The organism is Metamycoplasma subdolum, assembly GCF_033546815.1.
In the GTDB taxonomy this organism is placed as follows: domain Bacteria; phylum Bacillota_I; class Bacilli_A; order Mycoplasmatales; family Metamycoplasmataceae; genus Metamycoplasma; species Metamycoplasma subdolum.
In genome coordinates this window covers 631,030-654,603 of the sequence record NZ_CP137846.1, presented here as the reverse complement: position 1 = coordinate 654,603, position 23,574 = coordinate 631,030, and the positions used below count along the sequence as shown (strand labels likewise).

At 29.5% G+C, this 23,574-nt stretch carries 22 protein-coding genes; 16 read left to right on the top strand and 6 right to left on the bottom strand.

Features of this window, described 5'->3' with window-relative positions:
• Positions 1–304 precede the first annotated feature (304 nt).
• The 6 genes from rpmH (at position 305) to mnmA (ending at position 5,614) form a co-directional block, all read left to right on the top strand.
• Complete coding sequence (rpmH, locus tag R9C05_RS02905) at positions 305–451, top strand: 50S ribosomal protein L34 (protein WP_121940554.1); 147 nt, start codon at positions 305–307, stop codon at positions 449–451.
• 10 nt (positions 452–461) lie between these two features.
• On the top strand, positions 462–794 hold the full coding sequence (rnpA, locus tag R9C05_RS02900; protein WP_121940553.1) for a ribonuclease P protein component: 333 nt from the start codon (positions 462–464) through the stop codon (positions 792–794).
• Entirely contained in the window at positions 778–2,709 is a 1,932-nt protein-coding gene (yidC, locus tag R9C05_RS02895) for a membrane protein insertase YidC (RefSeq protein WP_121940552.1), read from the top strand. The genes rnpA and yidC overlap by 17 nt, the downstream gene beginning before the upstream one ends.
• Before the next feature lie 105 nt (positions 2,710–2,814).
• The gene (locus R9C05_RS02890) at positions 2,815–3,810 is read left to right on the top strand and encodes a nicotinate phosphoribosyltransferase (RefSeq protein WP_211320120.1); all 996 of its coding nucleotides are present in this window, start codon (positions 2,815–2,817) and stop codon (positions 3,808–3,810) included.
• Positions 3,811–3,820: 10 nt separating this feature from the next.
• Positions 3,821–4,489, top strand: a complete 669-nt coding sequence (locus R9C05_RS02885; protein WP_121940550.1) for a hypothetical protein — start codon at positions 3,821–3,823, stop codon at positions 4,487–4,489.
• 12 nt (positions 4,490–4,501) lie between these two features.
• Positions 4,502–5,614, top strand: a complete 1,113-nt coding sequence (gene mnmA, locus R9C05_RS02880; protein ID WP_121940549.1) for a tRNA 2-thiouridine(34) synthase MnmA — start codon at positions 4,502–4,504, stop codon at positions 5,612–5,614.
• Positions 5,615–5,685: 71 nt separating this feature from the next.
• Here the strand turns inward: mnmA and R9C05_RS02875 are convergent, their stop codons facing one another.
• Positions 5,686–6,234 (bottom strand): DJ-1/PfpI family protein, encoded by a 549-nt coding sequence (locus tag R9C05_RS02875; RefSeq protein WP_121940548.1) that lies wholly within the window; start codon positions 6,232–6,234, stop codon positions 5,686–5,688.
• Positions 6,235–6,459: 225 nt separating this feature from the next.
• Here R9C05_RS02875 and R9C05_RS02870 point away from each other — a divergent pair, with 225 nt between their 5' ends.
• Positions 6,460–7,089 (top strand): DUF402 domain-containing protein, encoded by a 630-nt coding sequence (locus tag R9C05_RS02870; protein WP_277870165.1) that lies wholly within the window; start codon positions 6,460–6,462, stop codon positions 7,087–7,089.
• 55 nt (positions 7,090–7,144) lie between these two features.
• Here R9C05_RS02870 and R9C05_RS02865 read toward each other — a convergent pair whose 3' ends face one another.
• On the bottom strand, positions 7,145–7,729 hold the full coding sequence (locus R9C05_RS02865; RefSeq protein ID WP_121940547.1) for a diadenylate cyclase: 585 nt from the start codon (positions 7,727–7,729) through the stop codon (positions 7,145–7,147).
• An 11-nt stretch (positions 7,730–7,740) separates the two neighbouring features.
• The gene (locus R9C05_RS02860; protein ID WP_318613917.1) at positions 7,741–8,139 is read right to left on the bottom strand and encodes a hypothetical protein; all 399 of its coding nucleotides are present in this window, start codon (positions 8,137–8,139) and stop codon (positions 7,741–7,743) included.
• 111 nt (positions 8,140–8,250) lie between these two features.
• Here R9C05_RS02860 and R9C05_RS02855 point away from each other — a divergent pair, with 111 nt between their 5' ends.
• Complete coding sequence (locus tag R9C05_RS02855; RefSeq protein WP_121940545.1) at positions 8,251–9,444, top strand: phosphoglycerate kinase; 1,194 nt, start codon at positions 8,251–8,253, stop codon at positions 9,442–9,444.
• A 48-nt stretch (positions 9,445–9,492) separates the two neighbouring features.
• Here the strand turns inward: R9C05_RS02855 and R9C05_RS02850 are convergent, their stop codons facing one another.
• A complete protein-coding gene (locus R9C05_RS02850; RefSeq protein ID WP_121940544.1) occupies positions 9,493–11,025 on the bottom strand; it encodes a hypothetical protein in 1,533 nt (510 codons plus the stop codon).
• A 297-nt stretch (positions 11,026–11,322) separates the two neighbouring features.
• Between R9C05_RS02850 and R9C05_RS02845 the strand changes: the two genes are divergently transcribed.
• The 5 genes from R9C05_RS02845 (at position 11,323) to R9C05_RS02825 (ending at position 17,579) form a co-directional block, all read left to right on the top strand.
• Positions 11,323–12,294, top strand: a complete 972-nt coding sequence (locus R9C05_RS02845; RefSeq protein ID WP_121940543.1) for a bifunctional oligoribonuclease/PAP phosphatase NrnA — start codon at positions 11,323–11,325, stop codon at positions 12,292–12,294.
• Positions 12,287–13,279: a bifunctional oligoribonuclease/PAP phosphatase NrnA gene (locus tag R9C05_RS02840; protein WP_121940676.1), complete on the top strand. Its 993-nt coding sequence runs from the start codon at positions 12,287–12,289 to the stop codon at positions 13,277–13,279. The genes R9C05_RS02845 and R9C05_RS02840 overlap by 8 nt, the downstream gene beginning before the upstream one ends.
• Positions 13,280–13,354: 75 nt before the next feature.
• A complete protein-coding gene (locus R9C05_RS02835; protein ID WP_121940542.1) occupies positions 13,355–14,962 on the top strand; it encodes a CTP synthase in 1,608 nt (535 codons plus the stop codon).
• Between the two features lie 319 nt (positions 14,963–15,281).
• Positions 15,282–17,069: a molecular chaperone DnaK gene (dnaK, locus tag R9C05_RS02830; RefSeq protein ID WP_121940541.1), complete on the top strand. Its 1,788-nt coding sequence runs from the start codon at positions 15,282–15,284 to the stop codon at positions 17,067–17,069.
• A 90-nt stretch (positions 17,070–17,159) separates the two neighbouring features.
• A complete protein-coding gene (locus R9C05_RS02825) occupies positions 17,160–17,579 on the top strand; it encodes a hypothetical protein (RefSeq protein WP_121940540.1) in 420 nt (139 codons plus the stop codon).
• 70 nt (positions 17,580–17,649) lie between these two features.
• Here R9C05_RS02825 and R9C05_RS02820 read toward each other — a convergent pair whose 3' ends face one another.
• The gene (locus R9C05_RS02820; RefSeq protein ID WP_121940539.1) at positions 17,650–18,213 is read right to left on the bottom strand and encodes an NAD(P)H-dependent oxidoreductase; all 564 of its coding nucleotides are present in this window, start codon (positions 18,211–18,213) and stop codon (positions 17,650–17,652) included.
• Positions 18,214–18,353: 140 nt separating this feature from the next.
• Entirely contained in the window at positions 18,354–19,730 is a 1,377-nt protein-coding gene (locus R9C05_RS02815; protein WP_121940538.1) for an HAD family acid phosphatase, read from the bottom strand.
• A gap of 337 nt (positions 19,731–20,067) precedes the next feature.
• Here R9C05_RS02815 and rpsB point away from each other — a divergent pair, with 337 nt between their 5' ends.
• The 3 genes from rpsB (at position 20,068) to lysS (ending at position 23,489) form a co-directional block, all read left to right on the top strand.
• Complete coding sequence (gene rpsB / locus R9C05_RS02810; protein ID WP_121940537.1) at positions 20,068–21,015, top strand: 30S ribosomal protein S2; 948 nt, start codon at positions 20,068–20,070, stop codon at positions 21,013–21,015.
• 18 nt (positions 21,016–21,033) lie between these two features.
• On the top strand, positions 21,034–21,912 hold the full coding sequence (gene tsf, locus R9C05_RS02805; RefSeq protein ID WP_121940536.1) for a translation elongation factor Ts: 879 nt from the start codon (positions 21,034–21,036) through the stop codon (positions 21,910–21,912).
• A 101-nt stretch (positions 21,913–22,013) separates the two neighbouring features.
• Positions 22,014–23,489 carry a lysine--tRNA ligase gene (lysS, locus tag R9C05_RS02800; protein ID WP_121940535.1) on the top strand — a complete coding sequence of 492 codons (1,476 nt, stop codon included), beginning with the start codon at positions 22,014–22,016 and terminating at the stop codon, positions 23,487–23,489.
• Positions 23,490–23,574 lie beyond the last annotated feature (85 nt).

Here is a 23,574-nt window from a genome sequence, read left to right as displayed (position 1 = left end):
TACAATTTTACTTACTTTGCAATTTTAAAAATTCAACTTTATTTAAGCAAAATTTTCAAAATAAAAAATGTTATTAACAATTTTGCTTGTAAATTATTTTTCTGTTAATAACCACTATTTTTTACAATCAAAAACTTTGATTTTTTAAGGTTTTTGTTGCTTTTTTGTCTTATCTTTCACTTTTTTATCAAGTAAATTAAAAAACTTAAAGTTAAAAGAGGTTAAAATTTTTAAACTTGGATTTATTTAATATATGATAAAATAAATAGAGTTTTATTTAAAAAATATCTAATAAGGAGCGAACATGAAAAGAACTTATCAACCTAAAAAACGTAAACACATCAAAGTTCATGGTTTCATGGCTAGAATGCAAACTAAAGATGGAAGAAGAGTTTTAGCAGCTAGACGTGCAAAAGGCAGAAAAATACTAACTGTTTCAGATGAAAAATAATTAGAAAAGTATGACAGAAAAAAATATCTTAAAAAAGAATCATGACTTTCAAAGAATAATTAATAGTAATAGTCAGATCGTAACTAAAAACTTAATTATTTACTTTTTACCAAGCGATTTTTTTAAGGTTGGAATAAGCATACCGAAGCAATTTGCCAATGCAGTTTTGAGAAATCATTACAAAAATCAGATTAGAACAATTTTAAGACAGATGAATATAGACAATATAAATTTTGAATCAGTCATAATAGCAAGAAAAACATTTTTATCTCTTTCTTTTGAAAATAAAGAAAAAGAAATAAGAAAAATATATGAAAGGATAGTCAATGGGGAAAGCAAATAAACACTATGACATTTTTAGGGTTAATAAATCTGAAGAACCTAATAAAAATGCAAAAAGCAAGTGAGCAAAAGCTTGAAAATGAATAAAAATAATCATTGTTGTTCTCTTCATTGCTATTGGGCTTGTAGGCTGTGTTCAATCATTTACAATTAAAACAAATAATAAAGTAGGACAAGGAAGTGAATACTACGCTACTGCAAAAAGACTTTCACCTAATGTTCAAACTTTAAGATACAATGAAACTTCAAACTCATTTGAATTAAAAGATGTTAAAACTGATAATTTACAAGTTAACGCTTTACTTTCATTGAAATCACCAGAAGCAGTTGAAAAACTAACTGAGCAAGATAAAAAAACTGGCGGAACATATGATGCTTATGGGATTAGAACTTTAGCTATCGCTTTAGAAAAACCCGAAACTAAAGTAGTTAATGGTAAAAAGAAAACTGAATATAAAAATGTTGTTGAAGAGCAAGACGGAAAATACTATGTTTATGGCCAAAATGGTAACTTCGCTTACATCAATTTAGGCAATAAAAATGGTAAATTTGCAACGCAAAATTACACCCCAACAACTAAATTCACAAATATTTATGTCCCTTACATTGAATTTGAAAAAACAGTTGATGCTAATGGCGACGAAGTTGCTGATTACACAAAAATCAAAGAGGTTCGAGGCAAAGTTATTAAAGATACAATTTCAGCTGGTGCAGGAATTGAAGAAATCTTTTTAAGAGACGCTTTACAAATTCTTTACAACGAATCAATCAAACAATATATTGATAAAAACGTCTATGGATTCAAAGAGGCAATAAAAGAAGTTACAAGCAAAGATATAACTAAAGAAAATTATGAAACTGTTATGGGAGATTTCTTCCAACAGCTTCCATTAAAAGTAAATATTAGTTCAAAAGAAGTTGGAATTAAACTTCGTGATACAACTAGTTTACTTAACTCCGCAATTGATAGTTATATTAATATGTCAAGATATGGACCTTCTAATCGTGATGAAGGAAAATTCAAAGTTTATACAATAGACTTTGTGTCAGCAAGTGGTAACTACAAAAAATCTGAAGCTTTTCAAGCAATTGCCGCTGATGGAACACTTGTACCAAGAAATCAATTAATTAAACTTAAAGATTATTGATCTCACGGACCTTTCTTTGGACTATTTGTTTTCCCAGTTCAAAGATTTATGGATGCCATAATTTATGGAACAGGAGTTACTGGTTGAAGTGTTATTTTAGCTTTAATTGTTACTCTAATAATCGTTCGTTTAATTACTTTCGCTGTTTCATTTAAGTCTTTATTTAGTCAATCAAAAATGGAAGAATTCAATCAAAAGAAAGCAAAGATTGAAGCAAAATATGCTGAGTTTAAAAATAATAAACAAATGCAACAAAAGAAACAACTTGAAATAGCTGAACTTTACAAAAAAGAAAAAATTAGTCCTTTTGGACAAATTGCTTCTTCATTTGTAACACTACCTATTTTGATTGTTGTGTTTAGGATTATTTCTGCAGCACCTGAAATTAAGCAAGCAACATGATACGGAATTAGCTTATCTGCAACTTCAGTAAAAAGACTTCTGGCAGGTGAGTGGCTCTACCTTCCAATTCTAATATTCTCAATTGGAATTCAAGCACTTGCTCAATATACACCTAAACTTTTACAGCGGAAAAAGAAGCAGTTTCGTGCTGATGCTTACACGCAAGCCGCGATGAAAAAACAAGGTAAAAAAGGAAATATAGTTTCTTTAATTATTATCTTCATTGGTATTCTTTTCTCAGCCGGTCTTCAAATTTACTGAATAATTGGTGGTGTCTTTACAATCATCCAACATATCGCAGTTCATTACATTCAAAGAACTAAATGATTTAAAACAAAAATTGAGCCTAAATTATTTAAAAACTAAAAGTTACGAAAAAGTTGATCGTAACTTTTTATTTTAAAAACTCAAAAAGAAAAAATCGTTTAAAATAACTTAAAATTTAAATAACTAAAAAGGAAGTGTATTTACATGAATAATTTAAAAGATAAAATCTCAATCTATTTCTACAAAACTCAAGAAATTGCTAAACAAAAAGCAAACAAAAAAATAGTAACCCTACAATTTTTTCAACGTCATAATGATGTAAAACTTTGTGGTATTAATGAAGCATTAGAAATTTTAAAAAACAACACTGACATAAGCAAATATTCAATTCGCTATATACCCGAAGGAAGCATAATTCATAACCGCGAAGTTGTTCTTGAACTTGAAGGCCCATATGCTGAATTTGGAATTTGAGAAGGAATCATTGATGGCATTTTAGCAAGACAAAGTTCTATTGCAACAAATGCTTATAGAATAGTAAAAGCCGCAGGTAAAAAAACCGTTATTAGTATGGCTGATCGTGCAGACCACTACATCAATCAAGAAAGAGACGCTTATGCAATCAATGTTGGTGGTATTAAAAATCACTCAACATTACTTTCTTCAAACTATGATGAAAAAAGAACTTACGGATCAATGCCTCATGCTTTAATTCAAATGTTTGAAGGCGATGTTGTTGAGGCTTGCAAAGCATATCACGAAACTTTTCCTAATGATGAACTTTATGCTTTAGTAGATTTTCACAACGACGTAATTAAAGATTCTTTAGATTGTTTAAAAGAATTTGGCAAAACTTTAAAAGGTGTAAGAATTGACACCTCAAAAGCATTGATTGACAAAATGTTTGTTGAAGGTGAAGCTGAATTTGGAGTTACTCCAACCCAAGTAAAAAGACTTCGTGAAGCATTAGATAATAATGGCGGAAAGCATGTAAAAATTGTTGTTTCAAGTGGTTTTGATGCAAATAGAATTCAAACTTTTGAAGATGAAGAAACACCAGTTGATTCATACGGGGTTGGTGCAAGTTTATTAAAACTTCACGTCAATTTTTCAGCAGATGCAACCAAAGTTAATGGAAAACTTATTGCAAAAGCAGGACGTGGTTATTTAAAAAACCCAAAACTAGTAGAATTTAAATAAGGAGATGAATATGAACAACGAAGCAGAAAAAGAACAAAAGCAAAAAGGAAAAGCAATACTTTATGAAGTATTAGGTTTTGTAGTCCAATTTCTACTTTTAGCAATTGGAATTCTTCTATTTATTACTGGAGCAAGTATTTTCATGCCAGTAAGTAAAGCCGTTATGATCACTTGTTATTTCTTTGGAACATTATTTTTATTAGTATTTATTCTAGTAACAGTTGCATTTATTATGGTACTTTTAAGAGAAAGAAAATATCGCAAAAATGCCATTGATTGCGACTTACTATTTAAAGATAGAATAGTTCCTGATGAATGAAAAGAAGAAAGTGAAAAATACAAGCTAGAAGATGAACAAGATAAACTTTCAAGAAACATTTACTTTGCATTTTTACAAGATTTTGAAAGAAAATCATTCAAGTTACCAAACCTTAAACTTGATGATATAAGAATAAAAATTGCAATTGAAAAAATGATGCACAGAATTAGTGAAACTCATGAATGTTTTGATCCATTTTTAGGAATAGAACTAACTAGAGCTTCAATGAGAAGACTTGTTACAAAGCGTGAACTTTTACGTTATAAAGCTTACTTTATCAATATCAAAGAACTTATCACATTTGTAAATGATGTTGTAAGAGACAAAATTGGTTCAAGTAGTATTAATCAAACCGTTTAGTTAAGGAGAAAGATGAAAAAAAGAGTTGTTTTAGGTATGAGCGGAGGAGTCGATTCTTCCGTTTGTGCTTATCTATTACAAAAAGAAGGTTATGAAGTTATTGGTCTTTTTATGCGTAATTGAGACTCTTTTTTAAACAACGATTTTTTAGGAAATCTTAACATCTCTCAAGACATTTGCCCACAAGAACAAGATTTTGAAGATGCAAAAAAAGTTGCAAAGCAACTTAATATTGAAATTAAAAGAGTCGACTTTATAAAAGAATATTGAGAACATGTTTTCAGCTATTTAATAAATGAATACAAAAAAGGAAGAACTCCTAATCCTGATATTTTTTGTAATAAATTTATTAAATTCAAATCATTTGCTGATTATGCTTTCAACGAATTAAAAGCTGACTTTATCGCGATGGGACATTACGCTCAAACCAAAGATGGTTTTTTATACCGCGGAAAAGACAAAAGCAAGGACCAATCATATTTTCTAGCTCAACTTTCAAACGAACAACTTAAAAAAGTAATATTTCCTTTAGCTGAAATTTCAAAATCAGAAGTAAGAGAAATTGCTCAAAAATTGAATTTAGCTACTGCATTAAAAAAAGATAGTACTGGAATTTGTTTTATCGGAGAAAGACGTTTCGCTGATTTTTTACAAAACTATATTCCCGCAAAGCCTGGAAATATAATTGATATTGCAAGTGGTAAAATTGTAGGAAAACATAAAGGTGCTATGTATTATACAATCGGTCAAAGAAAAGGACTTAACCTAGGCGGTTTTGAAAAACCTTATTTTGTAGTTGGACATAATATAAATAAATGTGAAATCTATGTTGCAAACGAAGATAATAAGAGTTATCTTCTTTCTGACAAAATGATTGCAACTGATTTCAACCAAATTGCATCAAAAATTCCTGAAAACAACTTAACAGCAAAATTTAGATATCGTCAAGAAGATATTCCTTGCAAAATAAAGTTGATTGAAAATAATAAAATCGAAGTTAACTATCCTGATACTGAAGCAGTTACTCCAGGCCAAGAAGTTGTAATCTACCACGATAATGAAGTTATCGGTGCAGCAATTATTGATGAAATTTTTTACCAAGACGTTAAAAAAGAATTTGTGTAATTGTATTAAATAGAATTAAAAAAGCCGCTTGAAAGCGACTTTTATTTCACCATTCTTTTTGTTTACTAATCTTAAAGACCAAAAATTTGTTCTTTAGCAGCCTTAGCAAATTCTTTGCCTTTTAATGTTTCAATAATTGAAAGAGCAAATTCAACTGCTGCTCCTGCTGATCTACCAGTAACAATTCTTCCGTTATAAACTGTAGACAAGTTTTCGTTTCTGTTTTTGCTTGCAGTTTGACGAATATTTTGAATTGGGTAAGATGAATATTTAACATCATCTTTAAAAATTCCTTTTTCGTACAATGCATTAGGTGTGTCGCAAATTGCAAAAACATATCTCTCCATTTTTACAAAGTATTCAATAACATCTAAAGACTTTCTATCTTCTCTTAGTTCTTGTGCACTTTTTCCACCAGGAATGAAGATTGCATCATATTTATCAATATCCGTTTTGTTGTTAACGTAATATTCACAAAGTCCGTATTGTCCTCTCGCTGATGTGTATTTATGGTTGTAGAATTCAATTTCGCTGAAAATAGATGCTTTTTTAAGAGCTCCCAAAGTTACTATTAATTCAATATCATTGAATTTTGGGTGTAGTAGTACTAGTAGTTTCATTTTTATTTTGTATCCTCCTGATTTTATACAAATTAATTATACTTTGTAAGTTTTCATTTTTTATTTCTTAATATAACTTATTTTTTGTTATTAATTTAAGAATTACATTTTATTCATTTTTCTTGCTCATTTTATCTATAATTAGAGCAGCTGTTTTAAATTAATCAGCTTCAATTTAATTAAAAAATCATAATTATCAGAACTTTAGAATATATAGGAAAAAACATGAAAAAACAAGAAATAAATAAAGCGAATGATATACAATGCTTTGACGATTTAATGTCAGCACCTTGCTATGACTTTCAAGTAAAAAATCGGCCACGCCACCTTTTTAATATGGGGCAAATTACAACCATCAAAGCTTATAAATATGACGGAACTTTATACCGTCAATATGAAGGGGCTAAAATAATTGCGAACCTTAATGACTTTGTTGTGGTCTTACTTATGAAATCAAAAGTCCAAGAAAAAGATATTAACTGAGTTGTTTCAGATCCAATCTTATTTTTCTTTGCAAAGAATCATTTTTATAATGCATCAGTAACTTTAAATAAGAACAAACCGAACTACATTTATGTTAATTTGGCAAGTCCGTTTTTCATAGATAAACAAGTCATTAAATATATTGACCTTGACATTGATATTAAAAGTTATATTGATAAAGAGTTTAACGTTATTGATTGAATGGATTTCAAGACTTCAATCGAAGCTTATAACTATCCTTTAGAACTAATTTATCGTTTATATGATGAACTTGATTTTTTATATGATCAGTTCAAAAATAAAAATGGAGTTTTTTCAAAAAATCTAACAGCAGGTATTGAAAAAATGTTGCGTGAAAGTGGCGATATTTAGAAAATAAGAAATTTTAAAAAGCAACTTAATCCAAGTTGCTTTTTGATTTTTGATATTACACAGTTTCTTGAAAAATATCAGATAGAACTTCTTGTAATTGTTCAGGCAAAATTTGTCTCAATGTTCCTTGTTGTGCTAGCGAAATTCCACCAGTTTCCTCAGAAACAATTAAGGTTGTCGCATCACAAATTTCACTAATCCCCATTCCTGCTCTATGTCTTGCACCATACTTATTATCAATTGATTTTTTAGTAATTTTGTAATAGGTTGAAGCATAGTAAATTTTATTGCCACGAATAATTATTGCTCCATCATGTAAAGGACTTTTTTTGTTAAAAATTGCAATAATTAATGAACTTGAAATATTAGCATCAATGATAATTCCGTCTGTTCTTAAAAGATCTAAATTATCATGGTTTTCAATAGTAATAATTGCTCCAGTTCTGTTTCTTGAAAGATATTCTAAAGCTTCTCTAAGTTGGTGAATCAAACGAATTTTTGTTGATTGTCCTAATGCCTCTCTTTTTGTTTTTAGTTTCTTAACATGTGATACAAAAAGAAAAAGATAACGTGCAAATGAAACTAAAAATAAAAAGCAAACCATACCTAAAATTGTATATAAAAGAATTTTCTCAGTCATTCTATCTCCTTCTATAATAATCATTTGGTAAGTGTATAAATAATTAACACCATTGCGATAAAAATTAAGGTACAAATTCCAATTATTGCAAGTCTAACTCCTTTAGAAAGTGGACGAGTTGTTTGCGCTAAAGGCGACTCTGATCAATTTTCAAACTCAGTATAAGCATTATATTTAATCCTAATTTTGTTTTGACGTTTTTTAGTTTCATCAACATATTCTTCAAGTTTTTCATCAATGATTTTCATTCAACGAATTTCTTTGAAATTCTCAAAAATTTCCATCTCAGAATAATCTTTGATGAAAACTGCGTTCTTTTTATAAATTTGAAAGTCTTTAATAAGTTTTGAAGTGGTATCTTCATCAGGGTCATAAATTAAACTTCTTGTGTCTTTTTGCTTCTGTGCCATAAGTTTACCTTTAAAATTTTGTTATTTTTATTTAATAATTATAAACTTTTTTATAATTTATAATGCAATCACAGATTGACATAAGTATAGAAGACGGAGCTAACTTAAAAAATGAAAAAAACTATTAAAGATTTGAAATTGGGCGGAAAAAAAGTTATCCTAAGAGTTGACTTTAACGTTCCAGTTGAAAATGGAAAAGTTGTTGATAACAAAAGAATCGTTTCAACTTTACCAACTATAAAATACATTTTAGGTGAAGGTGCTTCATTAATTCTTTTAAGCCATTTAGGAAGAGTTAAATCAGAAGTTGAAAAAGAACAAAAAACACTTTTACCTGTTGTAAAAGAATTCTGCAATTTAATTAAAAGAGAAGTATTCTTTATTCAAGAAACTCGTGGACAAGAAGTAAGAGATGCTGCTAAAAATTTAAAACCTGGACAAATATTATTTTTAGAAAACACTCGTTTTGAAGATCTAAATGACAAAGCTGAATCTACAAATAATGAAGCACTTGCAAAAGAATGAGCAAGTTTAGGTGATGTATTTATTAATGACGCTTTTGCAACTGCACATCGTGCTCACGCATCAACTGTTGGAGTAGCACAATTTGCAAAAGAAAGTGCACTTGGCTTCTTAATGGAAGAAGAAGTTAAACACTTATCAAAACTATTAGATGGTTTTGAACGTCCTTTTGTAGCAGTAATTGGTGGTGCAAAAGTTTCAGATAAAATTAAAGTTTTAGAAAGGCTTTTCACCGTTGCTGACAAAGTTTTAATTGGTGGTGGAATGGCTTACACCTTCAAGAAAGCACAAGGACACAATATTGGAAATTCACTTTGTGAAGATGACAAAGTTGAACTTGCTAAGAAGTTTTTAGAAGAATACAATGACAAAATTGTTCTACCTGTTGACTTCGGTATTTCTAAAGAATTTGCTAATAATAAAGTAATTTACACTAATCCTAAAAACCCAAATATTCCTGATGGATTTGAAGGGCTTGATGTTGGTCCTAAAACAGTCAAGATTTTTGCTCAAGAAATTGCAAAAGCAAAAACTATTTTCTGAAATGGTCCTTTAGGTGTTACTGAATTTTCAAATTTTGAAATGGGAACACGTAAAATTGCTATTGAAATTAGTAAAAACAAATCTGCTTACTCAGTTGTAGGTGGTGGTGATTCAGCTGCTGCTATTAATAAATTAGGATATCAAGACAAATTCTCATTTATCTCAACTGGTGGTGGAGCTTCAATTGAATTTGTTCAAGGAAAAGAATTACCTGGAATTGAAGCAATTCAAGATAAATAATAGAAACTAAAAATAAAAAGGTGCCCTTTCAAAGCACCTTTTTTTGTTCTATTTAATTATTGTTCCAAACATTTGATTTACAACTTGTGAATAAATTTTTAAAGTTTCTTCATGAATTGGTTTGTAATTTGCTTGCTTAGTTGCTAAATCCATAAATTTATTAATGAATCATTTAGCACGTGAACTTTTTACAATAACTGCTAGATTAAGTTCATTTAGATCATCTGTTTTTAAATTTAAATCTTTATAGTATTGATCATCATTTTTTGCAATTCTTACAAATAATTTTGTTTCGCTTAGATTTACACCTAAAGTTGCAAGCTCAACTTTGATTTTGCCTATTTTAACATCAACAATTTGTAAAACTCTGTCAATAACTTCAATCATTGTTTGATCTAACATTAGATTAACAATTTGTCAGAAAATGTGAGTTGAAATGTCTGTTAAAGTAGCAATTCTTACAATTTCACTCAATAAATTAATTTGATCTGAGATTAATTTATTAATTTTTTGATCTTCTTCAGTTGCAGGATTTGGGTTTTGCTTGTTGGTTTTTTCTAAAAACCAAGGGAAAAATTTTGCAACAATTACTTGTTTAACTTCTTTTTCTGCAAGCAATGTAGTTTTGTTTGCAAGAACTTTATCTTTTATTTTCTCGTTTTTGTCTTCTTTTCCAAGCATTGCTATTATTTCATTAATTAAATCTTCTTTAATTGCCTTGTATTTTTCATCATACAATGCTAGTTTTGCAGTTTCTTTTTCAGTTAAACCTTCGCCCTTTTGAACTTTAGTCAAAATTTCTTTAAATTCAGCTATTTCTTGTTCTTGAATAAATAAGGCATCTGGTGGTATAACTTTACCATTTAAATAAAACTCTCAGTTATTTTCGTTCATAGCCTTATTTTTGAAACCTTGAACTGTTTCTTGTAAATTTTGTTTATTTCTATAAAATTCAGTACCTGCTCCAATTAAGTTACCAATGTTATTTAGTCCTCTTGTTTGACCAAAAGTTAAGATTTTTACACTTTTGTCAACTCAACCATAATAGTTTTGTTTGTAACCTCCACTTAATGCAGCAACGTTTGCAGAAAGAATACCTGCTGGAATTGCGGCTGCCGCTTGAAGAACGCCTCCAATTGCACGATATCCAATTGTTGATCTACCTTCAACTTTTCTTAATTCAAGTGGTTCTCTTAATCAACCTCTAATAAAGATTGCGATAAAACCACCAATTGCAAGAAATCCAATCAACACAATATAAACAATAAGTGAAGCAATGACTTTATCCATTTGCCCAAGGTCAATTGTATTTGTATTAGTGGTTTTTACTATTAATGGTTCAATGATATTTTTCATTGCTAATTTTGATGTTGGAATAGCAATACCAACTCCGGCACCAAGCCCAACTAATGTAAAACAAGTTACATAAATTGCTGATCTTGTGCCTTTAATAAAACCAATTAAAAAACCTAACCCAATTGTTACAATAAAGATAACAATCATAACAGCCAATGCTGCTGGTGAGTTTCCAAAATCAATCAATTTTTGAAACTTATTTAAATAATCCAATTTATTTCCCATGTTTTTTTCCTTTTAATAACATTTTAACTTATTTAAAATAAATAAAAAGTAACATAATTATTTTTTTATCAAAATGTCAAGAATTATATTGAAAAAGATTGAACAATTTTGAACATTCAAAAATTTAAAAAACATTCTTATTAAAGAAGAAATTTGAAATTTTTAGTCTAATATTTTTCAATATATTTTTTCTTTTTAATTTAACTCAAGTTTATAAGCCAAAAGTCCCGCTAATTGTTAAAAATAGTTATAATTATATAATTTAGTTAAATTAGCTAAATTAAGGAGAAAAATTTTATGGCAAAAAATAATTGAAAAACTGCACTTGATGCACTTGAAAAATATGACAACATTTTTATTTTTCACCACATCAGACCTGATGGTGATTGCCTTGGAAGTCAATTCGGACTTCGTGAATTTTTAAGAACAAATTATCCTCATAAAAATGTTTTTGTATTTGGTGATGCAGTTGGCAACTTCCCATTCTTAACTTGAGATTTTGACAAGTTTGAAGAAGTTGATAAAAAATACTTTGAAAACTCACTTGGTGTTGTTGTTGATGCTAACTCTTCAGGAAGAATTCAATTTTCTGAATATATCTTGAAAAAATCATTTACTAAAATGTTAAGAATTGACCATCACCCAGTTGATCCAGATATTAAATATGACTATACTTGAGAAGATGAAACATTTGCTGCTGCGGCTGAACAAATTGCTTATATTGCAATGATGGCAAAATGAAAAGTTTCACTTAATGCCGCTAAATATACTTATTTAGGAATTAACACAGACTCTGGTAGATTTAACTTTGAATACGTTCAAAAAAGAACTTTTGATGTCACTTCATATCTTCATAATGCTGAAGGATTTAAAGTTTGATCAATAAATTTACCGCTTTCTTATCGTGATGAAAGAAAAGTTCGTTTTAACGCTTATATGATGTTAAACTACAAAAAAGAAGGCAAAGTTATTTACTTCCACGTAACTAAAAAGCTTATGGATAAATTTAAATTAAATCATCTTGAAGCTGTTGATGTAAGTGTTTTAGGAAACATTGGCGATTCAAAAGTATGAGTACTTTTTATAGATGAACCTAATGGAAACATTAGAGCAAGAGTTAGATCAAACGGAATTTGAATTAATCATATTTGTGAAAAATATGCTCCTGGCGGAGGACATGAAGTTGCAGCAGGTGCAACTTGCAAGAACAAAAAAGATATGAAAAACTTAATTCAAGACTTAAAAGAAGAGGTTGAAAAACATGCTTAAAATTACTAAAGAAAAACTTGCACTTTTTAAGAAAATTGAAAATCAAATAAAATCTTATAAAAACATTATTATTTATCACCACATCAGACCAGATGGAGATTGCCTTGGAAGTCAAAGAGGACTTAAAAAACTTATTGAAGCAAACTTTCCTGATAAAAAAGTTTACGCAATCGGTGATTCTAAAAATTTATTCCCTTATTTAGATTTAAAAATGGATAAACTTCCTGAAGGAAAAATTAAATCTTCACTTGCAATAATTGTTGATGCTAACTTTAAAGAAAGACTTGAATGTCGTGAATATTTAGATAACTTTGTTTTTGATGATTGTTTAAGAATTGACCATCATCCAAACGAAGATGATCTTTATGCTTCAATTCGTTGAGTTGAACCAGAAGCTCCCGCTGCTGCTCAACAAGTAACAGAACTTGCTTATTTCTTAAATTGAAAAATGAGTCCTGAAGCAGCAACAGCACTTTATTTAGGAATCTATACTGATTCAGTCAGATTAACAACCGGAACAACTAATGCTAAAACTTTAAATTTAGTTGCTTACCTTTGAGAAAATGGCGCCAAAAAAGACTTAATTCACGAAGAAATGGCTAAAAAAACTTCACATGATTTAAAAATTCAATCTTTCATCAATCAAAATATGAAAATAAATAAACAAGTTGTTTCATTCTACTTTTCATTAAAAGATCAAAAGAAACTTGGAATTAATGATCCACTTCAAGCGAACAGACCTTTTGCTTTAGCAAACATTGACGATGCAAAGGCTTGAGTTTTCTTTACTCAAGAAAAAGAAGATGCAATTCGTTGCGAATTTAGATCAAACGGAGCTTGTGTTAGAAATGTTGCCATAAAATGAAACGGTGGCGGCCATCATAGAGCAAGTGGAGCCCAAATTAAAGATGAAAAGCTAATTCCTCAGGTTATTGAAGATTTAGAAAAAGAAGTTTTAAACTTAAAAGATTATGATAACTTGTAATCTAAAGGTGTCTTTATTATAATAGGCACTTTTTATTTTAAAATATTTATATTAATAATTAAGTAAAGGAAAAATATGACTAAATTTATTGTAGTAACAGGCGGTGTACTTTCTGGGCTTGGAAAAGGAGTCTCTGTAGCAAGTATTGGAAATTTGCTTAAAGCACAAGGTTTTAAAATCTTCGCTTTAAAATTAGATCCATATCTTAACATAGATCCAGGGGTAATGAGCCCAAATGAACATGGTGAAGTTTATGTAACAGCTGATGGCGGAGAAACAGATCTTGACCTTGGACATTATGAAAGATTTATGGATGTCAAATTAACCCGTGAAAGCAATTTAACGAGCGGAAGAATTTATACCAACATTTTTGAAAAAGAAAGAAATGGATTTTATAATGGAAAAACTGTTCAAGTTGTACCTCATGTCATTAATGAAATAATTGAAAGAATTGAGAAGATTGAAAAGAAACATAAACCTGATTTTGTGCTTATTGAAATTGGAGGTACTGTTGGTGACATTGAATCAATGCCTTTTATTTATGCATTAAGTAAGTTTGCTAACCTTAATCCAAAAAAGGTAATGTTTGCTCACCTTTCTTATGTTCCTTTTTTAACAAGTTCAAAGGAATATAAATCAAAACCTTCACAAGTTTCAATTTCAACCTTGCGTTCATATGGCATCAACCCACAGATCTTACTTTTAAGATCTCAAGGTGAAATTGATTTAAATATTATTAATAAAATTGCTGAAACTAGTTTCGTTCATCCAAGTCACGTTATAAACGTTCCAGATATTGCTAATATTTATCAAATTCCACTTTATTTTGAAAAACAAAAAATCCTAGAAATTATTTATGAACATTTCAAAATTAAACAGCCAATAGATAAAGAAGCAAATAAGCCTTGAGAAACTTTTGTTAAAAAAGTTTTATCTAAAAAAGACAAAAAAGTTAAAGTCTTACTTGTTGGGAAATATATGGGTCTTGAAGATGCTTATCTTTCAATAATTTCATCACTAAAGATTGCTGCTTCACATCAAAATTTTGAACTTGAATACAAATTAATTAATGCTGATGAAATTAATGAGGAAAACATTGAAGAAACAGTAAAAGATTATGACGGAGTTATGATTTTGCCAGGCTTTGGAGCTCGTGGTTTTGAATCAAAAGTAAATGTTGCAACTTATACAAGAGAAAACAAAATTCCAACCTTAGGTATTTGTTTAGGCTTCCAAGCAATGTCTGTAAGTCAAGCACGAAAACTAGGATTCAAAGATGCAACAAGTCAAGAATTTGCAGAAAAAAATAAGAAACAAACTTTTGTTTTAGTTCCATTTTATGACAATGGAGATAAAGATAAACTTGGTGGTTCTTTAAGACTTGGAAATGATGAAATTGAAGTTGAAAAGAACTCACTTGCTGAAAAAATTTATGGCAATCAAAACTTCTTTGCACGTCATAGACATCGTTTTGAAATCAGCAAACATTATATTGAAACACTGCAAGATGAAGAGTTTATTTTTAGTGGTTATAACCCTAAAAATTGAAACGCAGAAATCTGTGAAGTTAAAAGCCATCCATTCTATATTGGGGTTCAATATCACCCCGAATTCTCAACAAGTGTTTTAAAATCTAATCCACTTTTTGATGAATTTTTAAAGGCTTGTTTTAAGAACAAGTAATTTATAAAAAACATTTAAATTTAAGAAGAAATTTAGAAATAATATGAAAGTAATGTTGTAGATGCTTTACAAAAATTATAGATGACTGTTTAAATATTAATATTTTAAGTCTAAAAGTAAACAAATTATTGATACATTATGTAATATTAGTTATATTTTAAAAAGTGTTGCTTTAACAGGCAATATTTTTTTTACTTTTAAGACGTTAGCACTCTCTCAAAAAAAATCAATTATTTTTGGCACTCAATAAAAAAGAGTGCTAAAATATAAGAGTATGTTATCGTTAAACATAAATAAAAATAACTTTTAGGAGAATAAAATGGCTAAAGAAATTATTTTAGGTATTGACCTTGGAACTACAAACTCAGTAGTATCAATTATGGAAAATGGTAAGGCAAAAGTTTTAGAAAATCCTAACGGAAAAAGAACTACACCTTCTGTTGTTGCATTTAAAAATGGAGAAAGAGTTGTTGGAGAAGTTGCAAAAAGGCAACTAGAAACTAACCCTGATTCTATCGCATCAATCAAGAGACTTATGGGAACAAGTCAAACTGTTCATGCAAATGGTAAAGATTATAAACCTGAAGAAATTTCAGCAATGATACTTTCATATATGAAAGAATATGCTGAAAAGAAAATTGGACAAAGTGTTAAAAAAGCAGTTATTACTGTTCCGGCTTACTTTGACAACGCACAAAGAGAAGCAACTAAAAATGCAGGTTTAATTGCAGGGCTTGATGTTGTTAGAATTATTAACGAACCAACTGCTGCAGCACTTTCATTTGGAATGGACAAAGACAAAAACAAAAACCACAAAATTCTTGTTTTTGACCTTGGTGGTGGAACCTTTGACGTTTCAATTCTTGAAATGGAAAATGGAACTTTTGAAGTTCTTTCAACTTCAGGTGATAACCACTTAGGTGGGGATGACTGAGACCATAAAATTGTTGATTGAATGAAAGATCAAATCAAAGCTAAATATAGTTATGATGTATCAGGCGATAAAATGGCACTTGCTCGTTTGAAAGAAGAAGCTGAAAGAGCAAAAATTACTTTATCAGAAAGCTTAGTTACAAACATTTCTCTTCCATTCTTAGCTATGAGTGCAAATGGTCCAATTAACGTTGAACTAGAATTAAAAAGAAGTGAATTTGAAAAAATGACCGAAGATCTTTTAATGAGAACAAAGAAACCTTTACTTGATGCTTTAAAAGATGCAAATTTGAAATTTACCGACCTTCATGAAGTACTTTTAGTTGGTGGATCTACTCGTATGCCAGCTGTACAAAAACTTGTAGAAGAAGTAACTGGCAAAAAACCAAACAATTCAATCAACCCTGATGAAGTTGTTTCAGTTGGTGCTGCTATCCAAGGTGCAGTTTTAGCTGGAGATATTAAAGATGTTCTATTACTTGATGTTACACCTTTAACTTTAGGAATCGTTGTTGAAGGAGAAATTGTGGCTCCTCTAATCCCAAGAAATACAACTATTCCAGTCACAAAAAGTCAAATCTTCTCAACCGCTGCTGATAACCAATCAGCCGTTACAATAGTAATAACTCAAGGTGAAAGACAACTTGCAAGAGATAATAAAATTTTAGGTCAATTTAACCTTGAAGGTATTGACCCAGCGCCTCGTGGAGTTCCTCAAATTGAAGTAAGTTTCTCAATTGATGTTAACGGAATTACCAAAGTAACTGCTAAAGATAAAAAGACAAACAAAGAACAAACAATCACTATTTCAAATACATCAAAACTATCTGATGAAGAAGTTGAAAAGATGGTAAAAGAAGCTGAAGAAAATCGTGAAGAAGATAAGAAAAAACGTCACGAAATTGAAGTTACAGTTAGAGCCGAGCAAACACTTAATACTTTAGATAAAACTATTAATAGCGATGAAGCCAAAAAAGCTGGTGAAGATAAACTTGGTGAAATCAAGAAAATTCAAGAAAACATCAAGAAGCTTCTTGAAGAAAAGAAATATGAAGAACTTGAAAAAGCTCTTAATGAATTTGACCAACAAATTCAATCAGCAATGGATTTTATGAAAAAAAATAATATCAATCCAGAAGATTTAAACAAAAAAAATGATGAAAATAAGAATTAAAACTTATTTATTTATGAATAAATAACTTGCAAACTAATAATTTTGCAAGTTTTTTTCTAAAATTGTCTATAAGCATTAAGGGGGGAACTAATGCAAAATGAAGATAAATCTTTCAAAACGAAAGCATTAATATTTGGACTTATTCAAATAATTCTAACAATTGTTTTAGATATTTTTGTAGCAGTAATTGCAGCATATTATGTCAAAACTGGGGCAAGTGAAGGACACTTTTTATGAATCCCAACAGCAGTTGTTATTATTGCTCTTATTGTAATCACAAGCATTACACAAAAGATGCTTAAAAATGTCCAAGTTGCAGGCTGGCTTAAAAAGCTTGCAAACTTCCAAATACTAGGTATTTTCTTTGTCCCAATAATCACTGGAATTTACTTAATTATCAAAAGCAGAGTAAGCAAAGAAACAAGCCAAGGATTAAAAGATTATGAAGACATTCCAAGCGATATTATTGATGCAATAACTGACAAAAAAAGTCCATGAGAAAAGTTCTAATTTCATCATAAAATTCGAAACATTAAATTCCGAAAAAGACACATTAAAATAAGCGTTTTTGGAAAATCGCTTATTTTTTTATTGTACTAATTATTTTATTGATTTCCTTTTCTCTTTCTTCATCGTTCATTATATATAGTTCCCCTATTCTATATGTCTCAATAGTTTTAATTCCTGTAAATCAAAATACTGCTTTTTTAAGAAAAATAAAATCACAATCTTTATAGTCAGTTTTTACAAACTCGCTAGATGCATCGCAGGTAGAAAAAATCCTTGCTTTTTTACCTTCTAATAACTTGTCTCACAAAGGGTCATCTTCATGATGTTTATAAGCAAAACCATGAGTAAAAACATTGTCAATGTAACCTTTTAATAAAGCAGGAACATTGCCTCACCAAAGCGGATAAAAGAATATAAGTTCATCAGCTCACATAATGTTCGCTTGTTCTTTTTCAATAGTGCTTTGATGTTCTTGTTTGTCCTTTCTTAAAATAAGATCAAAATCTAAATCAATCAAGTTAACTCTTCTAACTTCAATCTTTAATTCTTTCAATCTTTTTTCATAAGCATCGACTAACTTTCCATTAAATGAATCTTTATTAGGATGACCTAAAATTAAATAAACTTTTCTCACAAAATCTCCTTTACTTTTATTGCTAATAATTAAATTATATCTTTTAAAAAGATAAGAAAATGGTTAGATTAAAAGAAGTTTTTTATTGAAACAAAAAAGAAAAACTTGCCCGTTTTTTAGGCAAGTTTTTGAAAAGCTAATTATCTTTCTGGTCCTTTTTCATATTTTGGATCAGCTAAAATTGCTTTTAGTTCTTCATATAAATTTTTAAAGGTTGTTTTGTAACCATAATAGTCTAATCAACCACCATATTCACTGTTTCCAGGAATTAATATATAAGCGTTTGGACGATCCGCAACTTCGCTTAATTCATATTTATTGCCTACTTTTTTAGCTTCCAAATAGTTAGCATCAAATTTAGTAAATAATGCTCTCAATTTTTCATTTTCAGTGTAAATTTTTGTACGTTCATCATTATTTTTTAAACTTTTATCTTTTGATAAACGGTCAAAGAAGTCATTAAAGTTGTCTCCAATTTTCATTAAAGTTAATAACTTAACTGCATCCCCTGATTTACCATCAACTTGATTAAAGTTTCAACCTTTTGTGTTTGCATCAGCACCTTGCATACGATCAGTTTTGTAAACTAATTTACCTAAACGATATGCAGCACTTGAGTTAGTTCAAGTTCTTCAAGGTTTTGGACTAAAGTCTGTTGTGAATTTAGTGTTCTTAGCAAGTTCTTTTAGTTGATCATCTGTCATATCTTTGGTTTTTTCATCAGTGATATCCATTTCATTTTCAGCTACGTAAGGCATTGAACCACGCATTCAGAATTGGAAGTCAGCGACGAATTTAACACCAACTTTTTTAAGGTTTTCTTTTACTGCTTGAACAACAGCGGTTGATTGGTTCATATCTGATTGATAAATTACTAATCCACCATTTGATTGAACGTGGTTAATGAATTCAACGGCACCAGGAACTGCAAATCTTTTTCCTTTTAAATCGTTCTTTTCTTTCATTTCACCACTGTATCCACCATTTAACATGCCAAATGCTTCAGTGTAGTCATTTTGTAGAACGGTTTCATCGATGTCCATAAAAATTACAGGAATTGTTTTTGTAGGATTATCAACTTTTTGTGCAGTGTTGAAATCTTGATTAAAATCAAACACTGCTTGAGCTTTTACATTTGCTTTTAAAGCATCAAATGCTTTTTTAGCGGTTGCAAATGCTTGTTCTTTTCCAATTAAAGATTCAGCTGATTTGATGTATCAAACGATTGAGCCGAATTGAGCTGCATCTTTATTTAATTCATCAATTAAGGTGTGTACTTCATCTTGGTTAAGTAATTCTTTTAAAGCTTTTGAGTTACTTAAAAATTTCTTTTTATCAGCTTCATCTAATTTATTGAATTTTTCTGTAACAAATGTTAGTTTTTCTGCTGCTGTTAAATCTTCAAAAGATTTCTCAGGTTTCTTTTGTTCACCATTTCCACAACTAATTGTTAAAGGAACCATTGGTAAAACTGCTGCGGATAACCCGCCTAATAATAAAAATTTTCCCTTTTTCATTTATTTTCCTTGTTTAGTTTTTATACTGCTTATTAAAAGAAGGCAGTCTAAATATTATACTCCCTAACTCACTTTTAATAGTGTGGATTGTAAGTTAGTTTTAAATAAAAACAGATTTTTTTTAACTATTTTTTAATTTAAAAATTTTGCTCAATTTTAAGCAAATTAATGTCTAAAACTTTTTGTATTTTATGTTAAAATTTACTCATAATATTATTTAACTAATGTTATAAAACAAAAAAATTAATTAATTAAACACTATTGCGAATCCAGTGGCGTGTGTTACAAAAGTAATGCTTACTGTTAGAAACAATAGGAAGTTAACAAAAGGAAAAACATGGAAAAAACTAAAAAAGAAGTTGAAGTTAAAAAAACTTCAAAGCACAAGGTTGAAGAAAAACCTGAAGTTAAAAAACAAGAAAAAATTCAAGCAGTACCTGAAATTATTTCACGTGAAAAATTACTTGAAGCTGGTACTTACTTTGGACACAAAGTTGCAATGTGAAATCCAAAAATGAAACAATACATTTGAGGAAAAAGAATGGGAATTCACATTCTAGACGTTGCCAAAACTCAAAAAGCATTAGAACTTGCTTACAAACTATTACAAAAAATGGCTTCAAAACCTATTTCATTTATTTGAGTTGGAACTAAAAAACAAGCAAAAAAAGCAATTGAACAAGCTGCAGCAAGAACAAGTTCAGCATATGTTTCAGAAAGATGATTGGGCGGAACATTAACTAACTCACAAACCATTTTTAGAAGTGTTAGAGAGCTTGAAAGACTTGAAAATTTACAAGCAACTAACTATGAAGGTTATACTAAAAAAGAAGGTCTTTTATTTGACAAAAAGATCGCTAAACTTCAAAAGAACTTAGGCGGAATTAGAAAATTAGCAGGTAAACAAACACCTCAAGTTATGATTTCCGCTTCACCTTTAGATGATAAAATTGCTATTCTTGAAGCTAAGAAAAAAGGTTTAAAAATTATTGCTATTCAAGATACAAACACTGACCCAGATTTAGTTGATGTTATCATTCCAGCAAACGATGATTCAGTAAAATCAGTAACATTAATTTTAACTGTTTTAGCTGATGCTATCTGTAGTGCAAAAGGTCAAGAACAACTGTTCGCTTATAGAAAAAATGAAGATATTATTCTTCCTGAAGAACCTAAAAAAGAATATGTTCCAAAGAAAAGATATAATAACAACAGATATGAAGAAAGAACAGTAGATACTCATACTAAAGAAGTTAAAAAAGAAGAAGTAAAAGAAGGAAAATAAAACACTTGGAGGTTAAATATGGCTGTTGATTTAAATAAAGTAAAAGAACTTAGAGAAAGAACAAATTCAGGATTTCTAGATTGTAAAAATGCTCTTGAAGCAACCAAAAACGATGTTGAAGCGGCAATCAAATGATTGCAAGAAAAAGGAATCATTAAAGCTGCTAAGAAAGCAGGAAGAATTGCTGCTGAAGGTGTAACAAAAGCTTATGTTGATGGTAAAGTTGCAGTTATCTTTGAACTTAATTCAGAAACTGACTTTGTTGCTAAAAACAAACTATTTCAAGAATTTGCAAACAAAGTGCAAGTTACTTTAGCAAAAGAAAAATGAAGCACAATTGAAGATGCTAAAAAACTAAAAATTGATGGTAAAACTATTGAAGAAGGTACCAACGAACTAACTGCTAAAATTGGTGAAAAAATTGCTTTAAGAAGAGCAGAAAAATATGTTGCAAAAGCAAATGAAATCTTAGCGGGATACACTCACTTTGGTGACAGAATCGCTGTTATTGTAAAAGCTGAAGGCAAAAACGAAGAACTTGCAAGACAAATTGCAATGCATGTTTCAGCACTAAATCCTTCATATTTATGTGAAGAATGTTTACCTAAAGATGTAGCACAAAAAGTTGACAAAACAGTTTCATCAAATAAAGCTTTAGTAGGAAAACCTGAAAAAATTCAAGCTTCAATGAAAGCTGGATTATTTAGAAAAGAATACAACGAACTTGGAGTTCTTCTATATCAACCATTTGTTATTGATGACAGCAAAATTGTTAAAGTTGTTTTAGAAAATGCTAACATGAAACTTTTAGACTACGTGCGTTTTGAAGTTGGTGAAGGTATTGAGAAAAAGTCTGTAGACTTTGCAACTGAAGTTGCTGAACAAATGAAAAAATAATTTAATCTAAGCACGCTAATGGCGTGTTTTTTAATTGAGAAATTAAAATCAAGTTTTTAGTAAAATTAAGTTAATTAATTAAAACTCAAAAGGAATTAATAATGGAAAGAAAATTTACTGAGCAAGAGCAAATCAGAAGAGATAAAATTAAATCTTTACAAAAAAATAAAATTTCTGCTTTCAGTGCAACAATCAAACCAACAATTTCTGCTAAAGAAATTCATGACAAATACGAAGATAAAACTCGTGAAGAAATTGAAGCATTAAATTTAAATGTTATTTTTAATGGTCGTGTTATGACAAGACGTGGCCCTTTCATTGTTCTTCAAGATCGTGACAGCAACATCCAACTTTATGTAGATAACAAAAAAGAATATGATTCAAAAACAAAAATCATTTTAGATTCACTAGATCTTGGCGATATTATTTCAGCAAAAGGTCAAATCTCTAAAACTCACACAAATGCTTTAATGATTAAAGTTGAAAAAATTAAATTATTAACTAAAGCCTTAAAGCCTTTACCTGAAAAATATCACGGCCTTGTTGATATCGAAGAACGTTATAGACATCGTTATGTTGATTTAATTATTAATGAAAGAGCAAAAGAAACTTTTATTTTAAGAACTAAAATCATCAAAACAATTCGTGAATTCTTTGACAATCTTGGTTATCTTGAAGTTGACACTCCTGTTCTTCACCCAATTTTAGGTGGCGCTGCTGCAAGACCTTTTAAAACTTTTTATAACGCTCTTGGTGCTGATTTTTATTTAAGAATTGCAACTGAACTTCCACTTAAAAAACTTTTAGTTGGTGGTTTTGAAAGAGTATATGAAATTGGTCGGATTTTTAGAAATGAAGGAGTTGACACAACCCACAACCCTGAGTTTACTTCAATAGAATTTTATGAAGCTTATTCAGACAATTTTGGAATGATGGAAAGGGTTGAAGAACTACTTAAATATATAGTAAAAAAACTAAACATCAAAGAAGTCGAATTCAACGGACACAAGATCCAATTCAAATTCCCTTTTGCAAGAATAAATCTAGTTGATGCAGTAAGCGAAAAAGTCGGAGTTGATGTTAGAAAATTAAACGACAAACAAGCAATTGAACTTGCTAAAAAACATGGAATTAAAACTGAAAAATACTTTAAATTAGGTCACGTAATTAATGAACTTTTTGAAAAATATGTTGAAGAAACTTTAATCCAACCAACCTTTGTTTACGGTCATCCAATTGAAATAAGTCCTTTAGCTTATAAAGATGAAAAAGATCCACGTTTCACTCAAAGAGCAGAACTATTTATTTGTAAAAAAGAATTTGCAAATATGTTCACCGAACTTAACGATCCAATAGATCAACTTGAAAGATTTGAATCACAACTTGCAGAGAGAGAAAGTGGAAATGAAGAAGCAAATGAAATTGATTGAGATTTCGTAAATGCTCTTGAATATGGTATGCCTCCTGCTGGTGGATGTGGAATTGGAATTGATAGATTAGTTATGCTTTTAACAAAAAATGATTCTATTCGTGAAGTATTGCTTTTCCCTCAATTAAAAGACATGGGAAACAAATAATAATAACTAAAATTTCAATGCAAAAATGCATTGATTTTTTATTTAAAAAAATGCCCTATTTAAAGGCACTTAAATTTTCAAATTT